This window comes from Shewanella sp. Isolate11 (assembly GCF_022398315.1).
Classification (GTDB): domain Bacteria; phylum Pseudomonadota; class Gammaproteobacteria; order Enterobacterales; family Shewanellaceae; genus Shewanella.
Genome location: NZ_JAKEVF010000006.1, coordinates 134811 through 152603 on the forward strand (window position 1 = coordinate 134811; position 17793 = coordinate 152603).

Below are 17793 nucleotides of genomic sequence, written 5' to 3' on the forward strand. Positions count from 1 at the left end.
TCTGTTTTGAGATCACATAATCTTATCTATCCACTCGGTGAAAATGCCTTAGTTTTATCGCCAGCCCCAAAAAAAGCGATCGACTTTACCTTGCAAACCAAACTCTGCTGGATAGCAGAACAATGCCGACAGTCGACAGATGTCATCAATGCAGTAGCAGGAATGAATAACCTGACCGTCTATTATAGCCATGCCGAAAAACTGAAAGCGGCAGAATCTCACTTATTAACCCTCTATGAACAGGCACAGCAGCAAGAGTTCCAACAACGTCATATTGATATCCCTGTGATTTATGGCTGTCAATATGGACCAGATTTAGATAATGTCGCCAAACTCCACCAGCTCAGCACAGATGAAGTAATTAAGCGCCATAGTCAGGCCGAATATCGAGTGTTTTTCATTGGTTTTAAACCCGGTTTTGCCTATCTAGATGGTCTGCCATCGAGTCTGCATACCCCCAGGCTCGAACGCCCTAGGCTTGCAGTTCCAGCAGGCTCTGTTGGTATCGGCGGTGAACAAACAGGTTTTTATCCCAGTCAAAGCCCCGGAGGTTGGCAGCTAATAGGCCGCACCGAACTTAAATTATTTAACCCGTATAATGCTGAACCTTGTCTATTACACCCTGGCGATATCGTTCGTTTTATCGCCAAAAAAAGGGGCTACAAATGCTAACGATCTTGCAAGCCAGCGCCCATATCAGCATTCAAGACTTAGGTCGTCAGCGCGTTGCCCATTTAGGGGTTGCTTCTGGTGGTGCGGTAGACAAACAAGCGTTAACACTCGCTAATCGACTCCTTAGAAATCCAGATAACTGCGCCGTACTTGAGTTTACTGCTGGTGAAATTCAGATCCAATTTGAAGAAGATACCTGGATAGCCCTATGCGGGGCCGCATTTGAAGCAAAAATAGAATCTCGGCCACTGTGGAATGGCTGGCGAGCTAAAATAAATAAAGGTGAGCGACTCGCTATTCGTGGCCCTAAAACTGGCATGTATGGTTATTTAGCCATTTTAGGTGGTATTAATTGCGACTGTGTTCTCGGTGGAAAAGGAACCGACTTAACCGCTCAATTTGGTGGATTTGAAGGCAGATACCTGCAAGTTGACGACAAACTAGAGTTAGATCCTGCAGAAACCATGCTCTACAAGCCCATTGGCGCCGTACCGCGCGCCAATGATGGCATACTCAGAGCGCTCGCAGGCCCTGAACTCAACCAATTTGATAACCCAAGTAAAAAGCGTTTTTGGGACAACCAATGGAGATTATCAAATCAAAGCAATCGAATCGGAGCTCGACTCGAGGGTGAAGCATTAGCGACAGAATCACAACTCAGTTTACGCTCACATGGTGTAATGCCAGGAGCTGTACAAGTCCCCCCAAATGGTCAGCCAATCATCTTACTTGCCGATGCCCAGACAACAGGTGGCTACCCCATTATCGCCTGCATCATAGAGGCCGATCTGTGGAAAGTCGCACAATGCCGACCAGGACAGACTGTGACATTTCAGCATATCAGTCCAAATCAGGCCGAGAGCGCCAACTTTGAATGGCAGCAATATTTTTACCGATTATCGAGGGCTATCGATGCCAGTTAATCAAGACAACAAAGTGAATTATCCTATCGATTTAAATGCCGATTTGGGCGAAGGCTCCCTTAATGACGAAGCCTTATTGCAGATAATCACCAGTGCCAATATTGCCTGTGGCGGCCATGCCGGTGATAACCACAGTATGTTAACCACAGTAAAACTGGCTAAACAGAATCAGGTAACGGTGGGCGCTCATCCCAGCTTTCCTGATAGACGCAACTTTGGTCGTCAGGCCATGGATATTTCAACAGCGAAGTTGCAAGCTTCTCTACAGCAACAAATTACCGCCTTAAAGCAAATATGCGACGATTTAAACGTACCATTGCAATACGTTAAACCTCACGGTGCCTTATATAACTTAGCCGCGACTAATGCCGATTTAGGTCAAATTCTTATCGACACCATTAAAACCATCGACCCCAACCTCAATTTGATGATCTTAGCTGGCAGCAGTTTGGTCTTTCAGGCTCGCCAGCAAAACATTTGTGTTATCGAGGAAGCCTTTGCCGATCGCGCCTATCTTGCCGATGCTAGTTTGGCTCCGCGAAATTTACCCGGCGCCGTTATCGGTAATGAACAACAGGCTCTTGATCAAGTTAGTAAATTAGTCGCTAAGCAGGCAATTGAAACTATCGATGGTAAAACCATAATCATCAATGCCGATAGCCTTTGTCTACATGGTGATAATGAACACGCATTGGCATTTGCCCAATTAATTGCCAAACAGTTTCAGTAGAAAACAAAAAAGCCCTAGATTTCTCTAGGGCTTTTCTAAATGCTAATTTTATATGTTTAGGTTAAACGTCTAGGTTAGCGACATTTAGCGCGTTAGACTCAATAAAGTCACGACGAGGCTCAACCTGATCACCCATCAAACAAGTAAATAGTTGATCGGCACCGATAGCATCTTCAATGGTGACACGCAGCATACGGCGCGATTCTGGATCCATTGTAGTTTCCCACAACTGCTCAGGGTTCATCTCACCCAATCCTTTATAGCGTTGGATATAAAGACCACGCTTAGAGTCTGTCATCAACCAATCTAACGCCTCAACGAAAGAACTGATCTCTTTAACACGTTCACCACGCTTCACATAACCACCCTCTTCGATCAAACCATCGAGCTCTGCAGCCAACTTAGACATACGTTGGTAATCGCTCGACTGTAAGAAGTCATAAGAGAACAGATAATGAGTGTCGATACCATGCTTGCGGATAGTCACCTTAGGCAAGTAAACCTGACGCTCAGGATCGAGGAATGCTTCAGCGCTAAAGATAAAGCCACCTGATTCCGCTTCAGTTAATGCCGCGACGTATTTATCGCACCATTGCTTAACTTTAGCTTCGTCGGCTAACAGTTCAGGCGTTAGCCCTGGTTGATAAAGCATACGCTCAGTTAACATTAGCGGGAAACGCTGATTTAGACGCTCAAAAATACCTTCAACTTCACGGTATTGATAAACCAGCTTTTCAAGCGGCGCACCAGACATAGCTGGAGCATCTTGAGAAGGATGGATTTCACCACCGTCTAATGCCAAATTAGTCAGGTATTCGATCAAGGCTGGATCATCTTTTAAATACTGCTCTTGCTTACCTTTCTTCACTTTGTACAAAGGTGGCTGAGCAATATAAACATAACCACGCTCAATCATCTCAGGCATTTGACGGAAGAAGAAGGTCAACAGCAGTGTACGAATGTGCGAACCATCGACGTCAGCATCGGTCATGATAACGATGTTGTGATAACGTGTCTTATCGGGATCATATTCGTCACGGCCAATACCACAACCAAGAGCCGTAATAAGCGTTGCCACCTCTTGAGAAGACAACATCTTATCGAAGCGCGCCTTCTCAACGTTTAAGATCTTACCTTTCAATGGCAAAATCGCTTGGTTCTTACGATTACGACCCTGCTTAGCACTACCGCCCGCAGAGTCACCCTCCACTATGTAGATTTCAGAAAGCGCTGGGTCTTTCTCTTGGCAATCGGCCAATTTACCTGGCAAGCCACCTAAATCTAATGCGCCTTTACGACGAGTCATCTCACGAGCTTTACGTGCCGCTTCACGAGCACGCGCTGCATCGATGATCTTACCCACAATCATTTTAGCTTCGTTAGGGTGCTCCATCAGGTAATCACCTAACTGCTCACCCATCGTCTGCTCAACTGCGGTTTTTACTTCACTAGATACCAATTTATCTTTCGTCTGTGAACTGAACTTAGGATCTGGAACTTTAACCGAGATAACTGCAGTCAAACCTTCTCGCGCATCATCACCAGTAGCACTGGTTTTGCCTTTCTTATTAAAACCTTCTCGGTCCATATAAGTATTTAGGTTACGCGTTAATGCGCTACGGAATCCGGCTAAGTGAGTACCACCGTCACGTTGTGGGATGTTGTTGGTAAAACAGAAGATGTTTTCTTGGAAACCATCGTTCCACTGCATCGCCACTTCAACGGTAATACCATCTTCACGCTCTTGCACGAAATGGAACACTTCTTTGTTTACAGGGGTTTTATTTACGTTTAGATAGTCAACAAACGCGCTGATACCACCGTCATATTTGAAGAACTCATCTTTATTGTCACGCTCGTCAACTAGGCGAATACCTACACCTGAGTTAAGGAAAGACAGCTCACGTACGCGCTTGGCTAGAATATCGAAATGGAATTTGGTATCCGAAAAAGTTTGAGCGCTTGGCCAAAATCGGATCTCTGTACCCGTTGATGTTGCGTCACCAATCGCTTTAATTGGCTCATTTGGTACACCATGTGTATAAAATTGCTCATAAAGCTTACCATCACGGCGAATGGTCATTTGCAGCTTTTCAGACAGCGCGTTTACAACTGAAACACCCACACCATGAAGGCCACCAGAAACCTTATAAGAGTTATCATCAAACTTACCGCCCGCATGCAGAACCGTCATAATAACTTCAGCAGCAGAAACCCCTTCTTCCTCATGGATAGAAACAGGAATACCACGGCCATCATCTTTAACTGATACCGAACCATCTGAATGGATTTTGATCGTAACGTCACTACAATAACCAGCAAGTGCTTCATCGATAGAGTTATCGACCACTTCGAATACCATGTGATGTAGACCCGTACCATCATCGGTATCACCGATATACATTCCAGGTCTCTTACGTACCGCATCAAGGCCTTTTAGAACCTTAATACTCGAAGAATCGTAACTATTCTCTGACATATTATTCTCTCGTCGGTTATTCAATTACCGTTACCCGCCCTTGTTCCACATGGAACACCTTTGCAGGTGGCGTATTTAACGAATCTATTATTGCTGCAGGCTCGATGGCGGTGACAAAAACTTGTGCCCCGGTATCGCTTAGCTGCTGCAGCAATAGTTGTCTGTGTCTTGCATCCAGTTCCGATGGCAAATCATCCACCAGATAAATACTGTTTTTATTTATTTGTTGTTTTAGCAACTTTCCCTGTGCAATACGTAATGCACACACTAACAATTTCAATTGGCCTCGGGATAATGCATCCTGAACGGGCAAGGTTCCCACACGCAATCTTAGATCAGCCTTATGTGGCCCACTTGCTGTATGTCCTGCCGCTAAATCTCTGAGATATTGAGCTTGCAACAACTCATGATAATGAGTTTTGCTATCCCAACCTCGAGTAAAGGAAACTTTAACATCTACCTGAGGTAAAAACTCTTCGATTATACCCTTAAGTAGTTCATTTAACGAGCCTACATATTGCTTTCGTATCTGGGTAACCATTTCAGCATAACGCACTAATTCCTTGTCCCAAAATTGAATTTGCTGATAAGGCGTTTCATTTTTAAGCATCTGATTTCTATGCTTTAAAATTCTCCTCACATTGGCCCAAGCACTATAGAAGTTTTTGTCTGTATGGAATGCCCCCCAATCAATAAATTGTCGGCGGGATTTAGGTCCTTCAAAAAGCAAAGAAAAACTTTCAGGAGTGATCACCTGAATGGGTAAAGTCTCGGCCAAAGTCGATAAACGTTTCACCTTATCGCCGTTAATTTTGACTTCGATTTCACCACTGCGAAACCGACGTAAACCGACTTTTGCTTGTTGTTGCTGTTGTTCTAAATTGGCAAATAGGGTCAGTTGATCTTGCTGATTATTAATTACACGTTGTGACAGATGACTGCGGAACGATCGTCCCATTCCCAGAAAATAGATCGCTTCTAATATGCTGGTTTTGCCACTGCCGTTTTGGCCATAGATCAAATTAAGCCCATCGCCTAATTGCAGTTGAGCAGAAGTGATATTACGAAAAGAATCGATATGAAGCCGAGTTAAACTCATTAAATACTCAGTTTTGTCAGCCTAATGCTAGCCTAACATACACTTGGGTGATGTTAGGCTATGGCTAATAAGAAGCGGCTTATTAAAGGCGCATTGGCATAACAACATACATAGAATCTTCTTCGATATGGTTTTCAATCAAGGCACTGGAGTTGCCATCGATTAAGGTAATACGCACATCGTCTGAAGGTAAGTTGTTTAGCACGTCCAATAAATAGCTCACGTTGAAGCCTATTTCCAAAGGACTATTTTCATATTCGATATCTAAGATCTCTTCTGCCTCTTCCTGTTCAGGGTTATTGGCAGTGATCTTGATAAGGTTGGTTTCTAACTGAACTCGCACACCACGGAACTTCTCATTAGAGAGAATAGAGGCTCGTAACAGGGCCTGTTTTAGCTGGTTACGGCTGGCAATAACGATTTTATCGCCACCTTTTGGTAATACGCGGCGATAATCAGGGAAACGACCATCGACTAACTTACTGGTAAATACCGCACTCTGGGTGGTGGCTCTAATTGCATTATCACCAATCTCAATAGTGACATCGAGATCTTCACCTTCAAACAGACGCTGCAGCTCGAGAACGCCTTTACGTGGCACGATAACTTGCTTTTCAGGTAGTGATTCTTCAATCATACGATGGCTAAGGGCTAAACGGTGGCCATCGGTGGCAATAGCACGCAGTACATTCCCTTCGGTTTCAAATAATAAACCATTGAGATAGTAGCGAACATCTTGGTTTGCCATAGAGAATTGCGTCGCATCGATAAGTGACTTAAGCGTTCCCTGCTTGATAGTAAATTTAATATCAGCCTGGAATGCTTCGACGTTAGGGTATTCTTCCGCAGGTAATGTCGCCAAAGTAAAACGACTACGACCAGAGCGTAACAACAGGCGATTGTCCTGCTGTTCTATCTTTAACTCAACTTGATCGGGAAGGGATTTAACGATATCGAGAAACTTCTTCGCAGGAACTGTGGTACGCCCCTCTTGGACCTCTCCCTCAAGCGCCGCTTGACCAACGAGTTCTACCTCTAAATCGGTCCCGGTCAACTTAAGTGAGTGACCACTTACTTCAACTAAAAGGTTTGCCAGAATAGGCAAGTTATGTCGTCTCTCCACCGCTCCACTGACTAGCTGTAACGGCTTTAATAGGGCATCCCTATCAATTGAAAATTTCATCAGTTTCAATTTCCCAGATTTATGAAGATAACGTACGGATCAAGTTAGCATAATCTTCTTTAATGTCATGACTTTCTTCACGCAGCTGCGCAATTTTACGACAGGCGTGTAGCACTGTCGTATGGTCACGACCACCAAAGGCATCGCCGATCTCCGGCAAACTTTGGTTTGTGAGTTCTTTTGATAACGCCATCGCCATCTGTCTTGGTCGCGCAACACTGCGTGAACGACGTTTTGACAACATATCAGCCATCTTGATCTTGTAATATTCAGCAACGGTTTTCTGAATATTGTCTATAGTGACTAATTTTTCTTGTAGAGCCAAGAGATCTCTTAGGGCTTCGCGCACAAAATCGATAGTGATTGGACGACCGGTGAAATTAGCATTGGCAATCACACGGTTTAATGCCCCTTCAAGCTCTCGTACGTTAGAACGTAAACGCTTGGCTATAAAGAAAGCTACTTCATCTGGCAAATTAATACCACTCTCTTGCGCCTTACGCATCAAGATGGCCACACGGGTTTCTAATTCTGGCGGCTCAATTGCAACGGTTAATCCCCAGCCGAAACGCGATTTAAGACGATCTTCAACACCATCGATCTCTTTAGGGTAGCGATCAGAGGTCAAGATGATTTGATGATTACCTTCTAGCAAAGCATTAAAGGTATGGAAAAACTCTTCTTGAGATCTGTCTTTATTGGCAAAGAACTGAATGTCATCGATAAATAAAGCATCAACACTACGGTAGTAACGCTTAAACTCTTCAATCGCATTATTCTGTAGTGCCTTGACCATGTCCTGCACAAAACGCTCAGAGTGCATATAAACAACTTTAGCGTCAGGCTTGTTCTTAATGATGCCATTACCAACCGCATGCAATAGGTGAGTCTTACCCAAACCAGTGCCACCATATAGGAATAGTGGGTTATAAGCACCGCCCGGATTTTCAGAAACTTGTAGCGCAGCTGCTTTACCTAACTGGTTAGATTTACCTTCTACGAAATTATCAAATTGGTAAGTCGGATTGATATTACTTCTGTGATTGGTATTCACTGAAGGTTCATGGGTATTAAATGAAGGCTTAGCTGGAGAATGAGTTGCTGTAGGCGTAGCAGTGGTCTTTACCGCAGCTGTCGCCTTAACAGGCTGGCTTGCGGGACGACTACCAATGTCGAAACGTAACTTAGGTGCGTCACTTCCGAGCTGCTCAGTAAAGAACTGATTAATGGTATTAAGGTATTTGTCCCTGACCCAATCGAGAACGAATCGATTCGGTGCATATAATACGAGAGTATCCCCATCCATTTCGGCTTGCAACGGTCTGATCCACATACTAAATTGCTGAGCAGAAAGCTCGTCTTGTAGTCGTCCGATACATTGCTGCCAAAGTGAAACCGCCACGTATTTATCCCCAAAAGATCATATAGAAAGAGATGTATTCTATAGTGAGACAGCAAGGATCGCTATCCTTAAAATAGATTTATCCCCAGTAATATCATCATTATTTATTTACACAGATCCAAAACGATCCACCGCGATCAATTTATTTTAATAAAGCGCAAAACTCAGCTTTATTAAGGGATCGAGATCGATCTATAATTAGCGACCTTCGATCAATGCAATGAGTCCTAGATCCACAAGATGTAGTGTCCATTCACAGAGTTATCCACACTAGATAGTGTATTAGGGTCACTTTATAAGAAGATATAGTGGCAGAATTTGTTCACTTGTTGGTTTTGCTTATTGACGAGCATAACTAAAGTGATTACAATTCGGCCTCTTTTTTGCCCTTACCTCTTTTACAAGAGAGTAAGGTTTATTCACCTAACAAAGACGGATTGCCATAATGAGTAAACGTACTTTTCAACCTAGCAACCTGAAGCGCAAGCGTTCTCACGGCTTCCGCGCTCGTATGGCTACTGTAGGTGGCCGTAAGGTCATCGCACGTCGTCGTGCAAAAGGTCGCGCTCGTCTTTCTGCTTAATAAGTAGAAATGCAAGTGACCAGCTATACCTTTACGCGGGAGTTACGTTTGTTAACTCCCGCGCAATTCAAATCTGTATTCTCAAATCCCATCAAAGCTTCTTCGGCTGAAATTACCTTACTTGCTGTTCCTAACTCTGAGCAACATCCACGTATTGGATTAACCGTTGCTAAACGTTACGTAAAGAAAGCTAATCAACGCAACAGAATAAAACGTATCATCCGCGATAATTTTCGTTTGCATCAGCACGAATTACCGCCGGTGGATATTGTGGTTCTGGTAAGAAATGGTGTCTTGAATATGGATAATCCGGCACTACATAAATTGGTAGAGAAGTTATGGCGCAAACTCAGTCGCCGTTACAATGGCTAGCCAGCAAATTAATTCGTGGCTATCAAATCTTTATCAGCCCTATACTAGGGCCTAAATGCCGTTTTCATCCCACATGTTCCAATTACGCATTAGAAGCAATTCGATTGCATGGATTTGTGAAAGGGAGTTGGTTTGCAGGGAAACGCGTATTAAAATGTCACCCTTTACATCCGGGCGGTGAAGATCCCGTCCCCACTAAAAATAACAGGTGTAATAAATAGGCTATGGAATCTCAACGCAATATATTGCTTATCGGTCTGCTTTTTGTCAGCTTTTTGCTGTGGCAGCAATGGCAAACAGACAAAAATCCGCAGCAGGCTGCGACAACATCTTCAGTTTCAGCGTCTCCGAGCGTTACAGATTCACACAGTACTGACGTCCCCGATTCAGATGCTGCACTACCTGAGGCAGTTGCAGTTTCTAAAGAACTGATCAAGGTAACGACCGACCAGTTAATTTTAAAAATTAATCCTGTTGGTGGTGATATCGTATACTCGGCATTAGTCGATCATAAACTTGAAGAAGACAAAGAAGACCCATTTGTACTACTTCAACAAACTAACGATATCTTCTACACAGCTCAAAGTGGCTTGATCGGTCGTAATGGTATCGACAGCAGTACTAAAGGTCGTGCACATTATTCGGCTCAATCACAGCAATATACGCTGGCTGATGGTCAAGACACTCTTGAAATACCACTTACTTACCTTGCAGATAATGGAGTTACGTACACTAAAGTATTTACCCTGCATCGTGGTCAGTTCGATATCAATGTAGACTACCGAATCAATAATACTTCATCTGAACAGCTTCAAGTTCAGATGTATGGCCAGATTAAGCACAGCATCAAGAAAAGCGAAAGCAGCATGATGATGCCGACATATCGCGGTGCCGCTTTCTCAACGCAAGATACACGTTATGAGAAGTACAGCTTCGAAGATATGGCCGACAAAAACCTAGATAAGAAGACCCTAGGTGGTTGGGCAGCTATGCTACAACACTACTTCGTATCGGCTTGGATTCCACCTGCAAATGACCAAAACACCATTTTCACTAGCATTAGTGCTGGTGGACTGGCCAATATTGGTTTCCGCGGTGCAGTATATGACATAGCACCTGGCTCGCAACAAACAATCGGTGCCCAATTCTACGTTGGTCCTAAAGATCAAAAAGCCTTATCAGCAATCTCTGAGTCTTTAAACTTAGTAGTGGATTACGGTTTCCTTTGGTGGCTAGCTATCCCTATTCATTGGCTACTGATGTTCTATCAATCATTTGTGGGTAACTGGGGTGTAGCGATTATCCTCATCACCTTGACGGTTCGTGGTCTGCTTTACCCGCTGACTAAAGCGCAATACACCTCTATGGCGAAGATGCGTAACTTGCAACCTAAGCTAGCAGATATGAAAGAGCGCTTCGGTGATGACCGCCAGAAGATGGGACAAGCCATGATGGAGCTGTATAAGAAAGAGAAAGTTAACCCTATGGGTGGCTGTCTTCCTATTCTGTTACAGATGCCAATCTTCATCGCACTATACTGGGTACTATTAGAAAGCTACGAATTGCGTCATGCACCATTTATGCTTTGGATCAGTGACTTATCAGTACAGGATCCATACTATGTGCTGCCATTGCTAATGGGTGTATCTATGTTCCTAATGCAGAAGATGCAACCTATGGCGCCAACTATGGACCCAATGCAGCAAAAGATGATGCAGTGGATGCCTGTGGTATTTACCGTATTCTTCCTATGGTTCCCAGCAGGTCTTGTACTGTACTGGCTAGTCGGTAACTTAGTTGCTATTACCCAACAGAAGATCATCTATGCCGGTTTGGAGAAAAAAGGGTTAAAATAATCCTTAGCTCCAACTAGTTAAAAGCGGTCGGATACTCTGTATTGACCGCTTTTTTGCTTTTAATGAACAACCAAACTTCGCTTTTAACTTAGGAAAAACAGTAATGACTACAGATACTATAGTGGCACAAGCCACCGCTCCTGGACGCGGCGGTGTAGGTATCATTCGAGTCTCAGGCGACAAAGCCAGCGACGTCGCTATGGCTGTTTTAGGTCATCTACCTAAAACCCGCTATGCCGATTACTGTGATTTTAAAGACGACCAAGGCCAGGTGATCGATCAGGGCATCGCCCTATTCTTCAAAGGCCCAAACTCCTTTACTGGCGAAGATGTACTGGAACTACAGGGTCACGGCGGCCAAATCGTTTTAGATATGCTAATTAATCGCGTAATGGATATCAGCGGCGTACGTATTGCTAAGCCGGGTGAATTCAGCGAGCAAGCGTTTATGAACGATAAGCTGGATCTTACCCAAGCCGAAGCGATTGCTGATCTTATCGATGCAACCAGTGAACAGGCAGCAAAAAGCGCCCTCAATTCATTACAAGGCGAATTTTCTACCCAGATCCATGAGCTGGTTGAGCAAGTCACTAATCTACGTCTATATGTTGAGGCGGCTATTGATTTCCCTGATGAAGAGGTCGATTTTCTCTCCGATGGTAAAATTGCCGGTTCGCTTAACCACATCATAGATAAACTCGATTCAGTACAATCGAGTGCTAAACAAGGCGCGATTATCCGTGAAGGGATGAAAGTTGTTATCGCAGGTCGGCCTAATGCAGGGAAATCGAGTCTGCTAAATGCCCTTGCCGGTAAAGAGTCCGCCATTGTGACCGAAATTGCTGGAACGACACGAGATGTATTACGCGAACATATCCATCTCGATGGCATGCCACTGCATATCATAGATACCGCCGGTTTACGTGATACTACAGATACCGTCGAGCAAATAGGTATCGAGCGCGCTTGGGCCGAAATAGACACCGCAGATCAGGTGTTGTTTATGGTCGATGGCACCACAACAGATGCTGTCGATCCCCATGATATTTGGCCAGACTTTATCGACAGGTTACCTAAAAACCTGGGGATTACCGTTATCCGTAATAAAGCGGATTTAACAGGAGAACCTCTGGCGACCAGTGAAGATCATGGTCATAAAGTATTTAAACTTTCAGCCAAAACTGGCTTAGGTGTTGCGGAACTGAAAGATCACCTCAAAACCTTAATGGGTTATAAAAGTAATCTTGAAGGCGGCTTTATTGCCCGCAGACGTCATTTAGAAGCATTAGAACTGGCCAGCAGTCATCTACTACTCGGCAAAGAACAACTAGAAGTTTTTCAGGCGGGAGAACTATTGGCCGAAGAGTTACGCATGTGCCAACTGGCACTTTCTGAAATTACCGGTAAATTCACTTCAGACGATCTACTAGGTAAAATATTCAGCTCTTTCTGTATAGGAAAATAGCGCTGCACAGTAAACGGGCATAATAATTAAAATTATGCCTGTCATTATCTCTGCGTTTTAGCCCGCAAGCTATAGGTTATTTCCCAAATAAGTATGATAGATATCCTCTAACAAAGCCGATCCACCAAGGATCCCAGCACCATTTTAGAGCATGATAATCAATAAAAAGATCTATTTAATCAACAGAGATATCAACAAGTAATACAGTAAAGGATCTTGGCAGTTTTATTCTATTATACAGCCCTAACATACTGATTAATATTTGTTTTATTTTTTAACCTTATCTAATTGCTTGATTCAACCAATAATTTTTAGATCTCAAGCTAAAAGTTATACTCAAAGTCATTTCAACTAAAAATGTGCGATCTAACCGTAGATCCTAGCGCTTAAAGCTGCTAGGCAAATATACACTTAAACGATCATCCAATTTATAACTAAAGAACTTACGTTTATTGGGACCACTCGCATTACTGCTTATCTTATTTTCATGCTTATATTCATCCCAGCTTGCCACATTTCTTCCTCTGTTCAGGTGTGGAAATGCCGCTTCAGATGCGGATAATTGCGATGAATCTATCTCTAAAAACGCCATTAACGCTGCAAAACTATCAGAGTGACTAGGATCTAAAGCAATAAACTGAGATGAGTTTGGATCAATATCGGTAAAGTAATCAAAAACCTGTTGTTTATGAAACTGATAACAATGGATTAAATGTGCATCATCCATTGGGTCATCAACGCTGAAAATCCCAAAACTATGATTAAAACTACGTTTTAAAATGGGATGAAACCTGCCCTGTGTTTCATCTAAATGCACTAACATCCGACCAAGTAACATCTGCATCGATGGCAGCCAAACATCCAAGGCTCTATCGAGATAGATAAATTTCGCATTCGGATATAAGCGATGCAGCTGGCGATAATCACTAAAACATGGGGCATCAGATACAACATTGGCAAGCTCAAATGTCTGTTGAGTAAAGGCTTGATGAGCAACTTTAAATCCTAAATTCAACAAAGCAACACTCATGCTGGTGGTGCCGGTACGTGGCAAACCTATAATAAATATCTTGCTGGTGGAATTAGGATAACTCGCATTGATAAGATTAATGCTCATGTTCTCTGTCGCTCATCGCATAGCTTTATGCTGAATTTTAATTTTATTCGGAAGTATATCTAATTAGAAACTAAGCGGATATGGCTCGATTTAAGCCAAAACTTGCTTAAAGGTAACAAGAGACCATCAAATTATCGATTGGTATATACTGGATCCTATCATCCGATTGCAGTCTGTTTTTATGTTAGATAAAAGCCAATTAAGTGGAAAAATCTCTTCTATAGATCAACAAGCAGAAATTGCTAAATTTGATGCTCTTGCTCAAGAATGGCGAGATCCCAATGGCAAGTTTAAACACGTATTGCGCTTTAATCAGACTCGATTAACCGCAATAGAAAACGCCATTGCGATCCACTTTAAACGGGATCTGACACAAGATATTCCCTTTGAGGGCTTAAAGATCTTAGATATAGGTTGTGGAGTTGGACTATTATGTGAACCCCTCGCAAGCCAAGGTGCAGCTGTAACAGGTATAGATGCCAGCGCCCATAACATCACTATGGCGACTCAACATGCCAAAGCTTGGTCAATAAAAGTAGATTACAAACATTGCCTTGCAAGCGACTTAGTCGATATAGAAACCCAATATGATGTGATTTTAAATACTGAAGTTATCGAGCATATTGAAGATAAACAACAGCTTATTGATATCTGTTGTGAAAAACTTAAACCACAAGGTTTATTGATCATGGCAACGTTAAATCGCACGTTTGCCTCTTATTTAATAGCCATTATTGGCGCAGAATATGTGATGCAATATCTACCCAAAGGAACCCATGATTGGCAGCATTTCGTTAAACCTGAAGAACTGGATAAAATGATTGCAACTAGAGGGTTAGCCACCATTACCACTGAAGGAATGACTTTTAATCCGTTAACGACTAAATGGAAAATTGGTAATAATACTCGAGTAAATTACCTGCTTTACGCCTATAAACCTAAGTCGACGACATAGTGATATAACTCCAATTAACCGAATCACTATCGCGTATTCCACAAGATCCTAGCCATATTTTCACTTATCATTGTGACAATAATCTTAGTGATCTCACCTTTTTATTCAGCAAAACGTAGGAAATATCATGGCCAAAATAGAACTCATCGTTGGAACAACACTAGGTAGTGCAGAATATGTAGCCGATGAATTAGCCGCTCAATTAGAAAGCTTAGACCATGAAACAGAAGTGCATTTAACCCCAGAACTTAGCGATATCGATCCCAATAACCTTTGGTTAATCGTTTCATCGACTCATGGAGCTGGCGATTTACCTGACAATATTCAGCCATTTTTTGATGAGATCCAGGCTAAAAAACCCAATTTAAATGCAACAAAATTTGCTTTATGTGCCATTGGCGACTCCAGTTACGATACTTTTTGTCAGGGACCAGAAAAACTTATCGAAGCAATGGAAAATTGCGGTGCACAAGTTTATGTGGATAAGATCCAGATCGATGTTCAATACGATCCCATCCCTGAAGAACCCGCTCAAGCTTGGTTAGCCGAATGGCAAGATAAACTCTAAATGATCTATAACCAGTAAAACCCAACAATAACTCACAGATTAGATCTAACTTACCCACAAATTAGATCTTAATATAACAAATTTGTGGATAACATATTATTTATAGATGATCTAACTCTGTATTATTCAACAGGCGATCTGACGATAGATCCACCTTGTGGATAAGTAAGCGATCTATCCCCAAGCTTAAGTCGGTTAGATCGCGATCAGATCACAGGAATATTTAGTTGTTAACTATTGATTTAAAATAAAAATAAAGGTTATCCACCGTAATTAGCGATCCTAATAGTAAACATAATAAAGAGATCTATATAAAGATCTTAAGATCTATTAAGCCGATCCCATTGAGATCTAAACCTCTAAAATGATCTTTCACCTAATGCTATCCAAGTGCTAAAATGCTCTGCTACTCGATAAGTAGTTTTTCCAAATGATTCGATATCATTTTTAATTTAGATACGGTTTTTATTTAAGGTACTGTGATGCATTTTCATGAACGGTTTGATGTTATTGTTGTTGGTGGTGGCCATGCCGGAACCGAAGCGGCACTCGCATCAGCTAGAATGGGTTCGAAAACATTATTACTGACCCACAACATAGATACCTTAGGCCAAATGTCCTGTAATCCTGCTATTGGTGGAATTGGTAAAGGACATTTGGTTAAAGAGATCGATGCACTAGGCGGTGCTATGGCAACAGCTACCGACTTTGCAGGCATTCAATTTCGAACATTAAACTCCAGTAAAGGCCCTGCGGTACGCGCAACACGTGCACAAGCTGACAGAGCACTCTATCGAGCTAAGATCCAACAGATCTTACAAAACCAACCCAACCTTCGCCTCTTTCAACAATCGGTAGACGATCTAATTGTTGAAAACGATCGCGTTGTTGGTGTGGTTACCCAAATGGGATTGGCTTTCGAAGCACCAGCAGTCGTGTTAACTGCAGGCACTTTTTTGAGTGGTAAAATTCATATTGGTTTAGAAAATTACAGTGGTGGTCGTGCTGGTGATCCGCCATCAATTTCACTTGCTCATCGTTTACAAGAACTTCCTATTCGAGTCGGCCGCCTTAAAACAGGTACCCCGCCTCGAATCGATGCCAATACCATTAATTTTGATTTGATGACGGAACAGAAAGGAGATGATCCTCTCCCTGTTATGTCATTTATTGGAGATGTAAGCCAACATCCACGCCAAGTTTCTTGTTATGTCACTCATACTAACGAGCGTACTCACGATATTATTCGTGGCGGACTCGATCGCAGCCCAATGTATTCAGGTGTGATCGAAGGAATTGGCCCAAGATATTGTCCATCGATCGAAGATAAAATTAATCGCTTTGCCGATAAGACTTCTCACCAGATCTTTATCGAGCCAGAAGGATTAAATACCACTGAGATCTACCCTAACGGCATATCAACCAGTTTGCCTTTCGATGTGCAGTTAAATTTAGTGCGTTCTATCCAAGGGATGGAAAATGCACAAATAATTCGTCCTGGTTATGCCATTGAATATGATTATTTTGATCCCAGAGATCTAAAAAGCTCGTTAGAAACTAAGTCTATCAATGGTTTATTCTTTGCTGGACAAATCAATGGTACAACGGGTTATGAAGAAGCTGGTGCTCAAGGTCTATTGGCAGGGATGAACGCATCACTTCAAATACAAGGTAAAGAGGCTTGGTGTCCACGTCGTGATGAAGCTTATCTTGGCGTATTGGTCGATGATTTATCCACTCTCGGTACTAAAGAGCCCTACCGCATGTTTACTAGCCGTGCTGAATATCGCCTATTGTTGCGTGAAGATAATGCCGATCTGCGCTTAACCGAAAAAGGTCGTGAGCTTGGTTTAGTTAACGATGATCGCTGGGCTAAGTTTAATGCTAAACGTGAAGCTATCGAATTAGAACTACAGCGTTTACGTAGCCAATGGATCCACCCTAATTCACCTCTGGTCGATGCTCTGAATCCACATTTGAAAACGCCAATCACCCGTGAAGCGACTTTCGAAGAGCTGTTGCGTCGTCCTGAGCTAGATTATCCCAAATTGATGGATATTGAAGGTTTTGGCCCGGCAATTGAAGATCAACGTGCTGCCGAGCAAGTTCAGATCCAGGTGAAATACTCGGGTTACATTCAACGTCAGCAAGATGAGATTGATAAGGCTGTTCGTAACGAAAAAACCTTGATGCCACAAGAACTTGATTATCAAGAAGTACCAGGTCTTTCAAATGAAGTGATTGCTAAGCTTAACGATCATAAACCTGAAACCATAGGTCAAGCATCGCGTATTTCAGGTATTACTCCTGCGGCGATTTCGATCTTATTGGTTCATCTTAAAAAACGTGGTTTGCTTAGAAAAAGCGCGTAAATCCCCATGTGTTACCA

The 17793-nt window shown here is 42.7% G+C and carries 16 protein-coding genes; 11 read left to right on the plus strand and 5 right to left on the minus strand.

The annotated features are described in order from the left end of the window. The first annotated feature begins 6 nt into the window (after positions 1-6). The 3 genes from pxpB to pxpA are packed head-to-tail and all read left to right on the plus strand — an operon-like array spanning position 7 to position 2325. A complete protein-coding gene (pxpB, locus tag L1D21_RS14380; protein ID WP_239845960.1) occupies positions 7-672 on the plus strand; it encodes a 5-oxoprolinase subunit PxpB in 666 nt (221 codons plus the stop codon). After that, the gene (locus L1D21_RS14385) at positions 666-1595 is read left to right on the plus strand and encodes a biotin-dependent carboxyltransferase family protein (protein ID WP_239845961.1); all 930 of its coding nucleotides are present in this window, start codon (positions 666-668) and stop codon (positions 1593-1595) included. Before pxpB ends, L1D21_RS14385 begins: the two co-directional genes overlap by 7 nt. Beyond that, positions 1585-2325, plus strand: coding sequence for a 5-oxoprolinase subunit PxpA (gene pxpA, locus L1D21_RS14390; RefSeq protein ID WP_239845962.1), 741 nt, complete (start codon positions 1585-1587; stop codon positions 2323-2325). The genes L1D21_RS14385 and pxpA overlap by 11 nt, the downstream gene beginning before the upstream one ends. A gap of 61 nt (positions 2326-2386) precedes the next feature. On the opposite strand, the gene gyrB is transcribed toward pxpA, so the two are convergent. From gyrB to dnaA, 4 genes are all read right to left on the minus strand, one after another. After that, positions 2387-4804 carry a DNA topoisomerase (ATP-hydrolyzing) subunit B gene (gyrB, locus tag L1D21_RS14395; RefSeq protein ID WP_239845963.1) on the minus strand — a complete coding sequence of 806 codons (2418 nt, stop codon included), beginning with the start codon at positions 4802-4804 and terminating at the stop codon, positions 2387-2389. A gap of 16 nt (positions 4805-4820) precedes the next feature. After that, positions 4821-5903 carry a DNA replication/repair protein RecF gene (gene recF, locus L1D21_RS14400; RefSeq protein ID WP_239845964.1) on the minus strand — a complete coding sequence of 361 codons (1083 nt, stop codon included), beginning with the start codon at positions 5901-5903 and terminating at the stop codon, positions 4821-4823. An 82-nt stretch (positions 5904-5985) separates the two neighbouring features. Then, positions 5986-7086: a DNA polymerase III subunit beta gene (dnaN, locus tag L1D21_RS14405; RefSeq protein WP_239845965.1), complete on the minus strand. Its 1101-nt coding sequence runs from the start codon at positions 7084-7086 to the stop codon at positions 5986-5988. 19 nt (positions 7087-7105) lie between these two features. Beyond that, positions 7106-8488, minus strand: coding sequence for a chromosomal replication initiator protein DnaA (dnaA, locus tag L1D21_RS14410; protein WP_239845966.1), 1383 nt, complete (start codon positions 8486-8488; stop codon positions 7106-7108). A gap of 445 nt (positions 8489-8933) precedes the next feature. Between dnaA and rpmH the strand changes: the two genes are divergently transcribed. The 5 genes from rpmH to mnmE all read left to right on the plus strand — a co-directional run bounded on the left by rpmH (position 8934) and on the right by mnmE (position 12764). Then, entirely contained in the window at positions 8934-9071 is a 138-nt protein-coding gene (gene rpmH / locus L1D21_RS14415) for a 50S ribosomal protein L34 (protein WP_011867659.1), read from the plus strand. Between the two features lie 15 nt (positions 9072-9086). Continuing rightward, positions 9087-9443, plus strand: coding sequence for a ribonuclease P protein component (rnpA, locus tag L1D21_RS14420; RefSeq protein WP_239846012.1), 357 nt, complete (start codon positions 9087-9089; stop codon positions 9441-9443). After that, positions 9410-9664: a membrane protein insertion efficiency factor YidD gene (gene yidD / locus L1D21_RS14425; protein WP_239845967.1), complete on the plus strand. Its 255-nt coding sequence runs from the start codon at positions 9410-9412 to the stop codon at positions 9662-9664. Before rnpA ends, yidD begins: the two co-directional genes overlap by 34 nt. Before the next feature lie 3 nt (positions 9665-9667). Next, entirely contained in the window at positions 9668-11299 is a 1632-nt protein-coding gene (gene yidC, locus L1D21_RS14430; protein ID WP_239845968.1) for a membrane protein insertase YidC, read from the plus strand. Positions 11300-11402: 103 nt separating this feature from the next. Next, the gene (gene mnmE / locus L1D21_RS14435) at positions 11403-12764 is read left to right on the plus strand and encodes a tRNA uridine-5-carboxymethylaminomethyl(34) synthesis GTPase MnmE (protein ID WP_239845969.1); all 1362 of its coding nucleotides are present in this window, start codon (positions 11403-11405) and stop codon (positions 12762-12764) included. A gap of 379 nt (positions 12765-13143) precedes the next feature. Here the strand turns inward: mnmE and L1D21_RS14440 are convergent, their stop codons facing one another. After that, positions 13144-13881 (minus strand): sulfotransferase family protein, encoded by a 738-nt coding sequence (locus L1D21_RS14440; RefSeq protein ID WP_239845970.1) that lies wholly within the window; start codon positions 13879-13881, stop codon positions 13144-13146. A gap of 181 nt (positions 13882-14062) precedes the next feature. Here L1D21_RS14440 and ubiG point away from each other — a divergent pair, with 181 nt between their 5' ends. From ubiG to mnmG, 3 genes are all read left to right on the plus strand, one after another. Further along, positions 14063-14836 (plus strand): bifunctional 2-polyprenyl-6-hydroxyphenol methylase/3-demethylubiquinol 3-O-methyltransferase UbiG, encoded by a 774-nt coding sequence (gene ubiG / locus L1D21_RS14445; protein ID WP_239845971.1) that lies wholly within the window; start codon positions 14063-14065, stop codon positions 14834-14836. 127 nt (positions 14837-14963) lie between these two features. Further along, on the plus strand, positions 14964-15404 hold the full coding sequence (mioC, locus tag L1D21_RS14450) for an FMN-binding protein MioC (RefSeq protein ID WP_239845972.1): 441 nt from the start codon (positions 14964-14966) through the stop codon (positions 15402-15404). Positions 15405-15886: 482 nt separating this feature from the next. Beyond that, entirely contained in the window at positions 15887-17776 is a 1890-nt protein-coding gene (mnmG, locus tag L1D21_RS14455) for a tRNA uridine-5-carboxymethylaminomethyl(34) synthesis enzyme MnmG (RefSeq protein ID WP_239845973.1), read from the plus strand. The last annotated feature ends 17 nt before the right edge of the window (positions 17777-17793 follow it).

Excerpts from the sequence above, each read along its gene's own strand:
- pxpA (WP_239845962.1), top strand. The coding sequence starts at position 1,585 with ATGCCAGTTAATCAAGACAACAAAGTGAATTATCCTATCGATTTAAAT.
- rpmH (WP_011867659.1), top strand. The coding sequence starts at position 8,934 with ATGAGTAAACGTACTTTTCAACCTAGCAACCTGAAGCGCAAGCGTTCT.
- ubiG (WP_239845971.1), top strand. The coding sequence starts at position 14,063 with ATGTTAGATAAAAGCCAATTAAGTGGAAAAATCTCTTCTATAGATCAA.
- L1D21_RS14385 (WP_239845961.1), top strand. The coding sequence starts at position 666 with ATGCTAACGATCTTGCAAGCCAGCGCCCATATCAGCATTCAAGACTTA.
- dnaN (WP_239845965.1), bottom strand. The coding sequence starts at position 7,086 with ATGAAATTTTCAATTGATAGGGATGCCCTATTAAAGCCGTTACAGCTA.
- L1D21_RS14440 (WP_239845970.1), bottom strand. The coding sequence starts at position 13,881 with ATGAGCATTAATCTTATCAATGCGAGTTATCCTAATTCCACCAGCAAG.
- recF (WP_239845964.1), bottom strand. The coding sequence starts at position 5,903 with ATGAGTTTAACTCGGCTTCATATCGATTCTTTTCGTAATATCACTTCT.
- mioC (WP_239845972.1), top strand. The coding sequence starts at position 14,964 with ATGGCCAAAATAGAACTCATCGTTGGAACAACACTAGGTAGTGCAGAA.
- mnmE (WP_239845969.1), top strand. The coding sequence starts at position 11,403 with ATGACTACAGATACTATAGTGGCACAAGCCACCGCTCCTGGACGCGGC.
- mnmG (WP_239845973.1), top strand. The coding sequence starts at position 15,887 with ATGCATTTTCATGAACGGTTTGATGTTATTGTTGTTGGTGGTGGCCAT.
- gyrB (WP_239845963.1), bottom strand. The coding sequence starts at position 4,804 with ATGTCAGAGAATAGTTACGATTCTTCGAGTATTAAGGTTCTAAAAGGC.
- yidD (WP_239845967.1), top strand. The coding sequence starts at position 9,410 with ATGGCGCAAACTCAGTCGCCGTTACAATGGCTAGCCAGCAAATTAATT.
- yidC (WP_239845968.1), top strand. The coding sequence starts at position 9,668 with ATGGAATCTCAACGCAATATATTGCTTATCGGTCTGCTTTTTGTCAGC.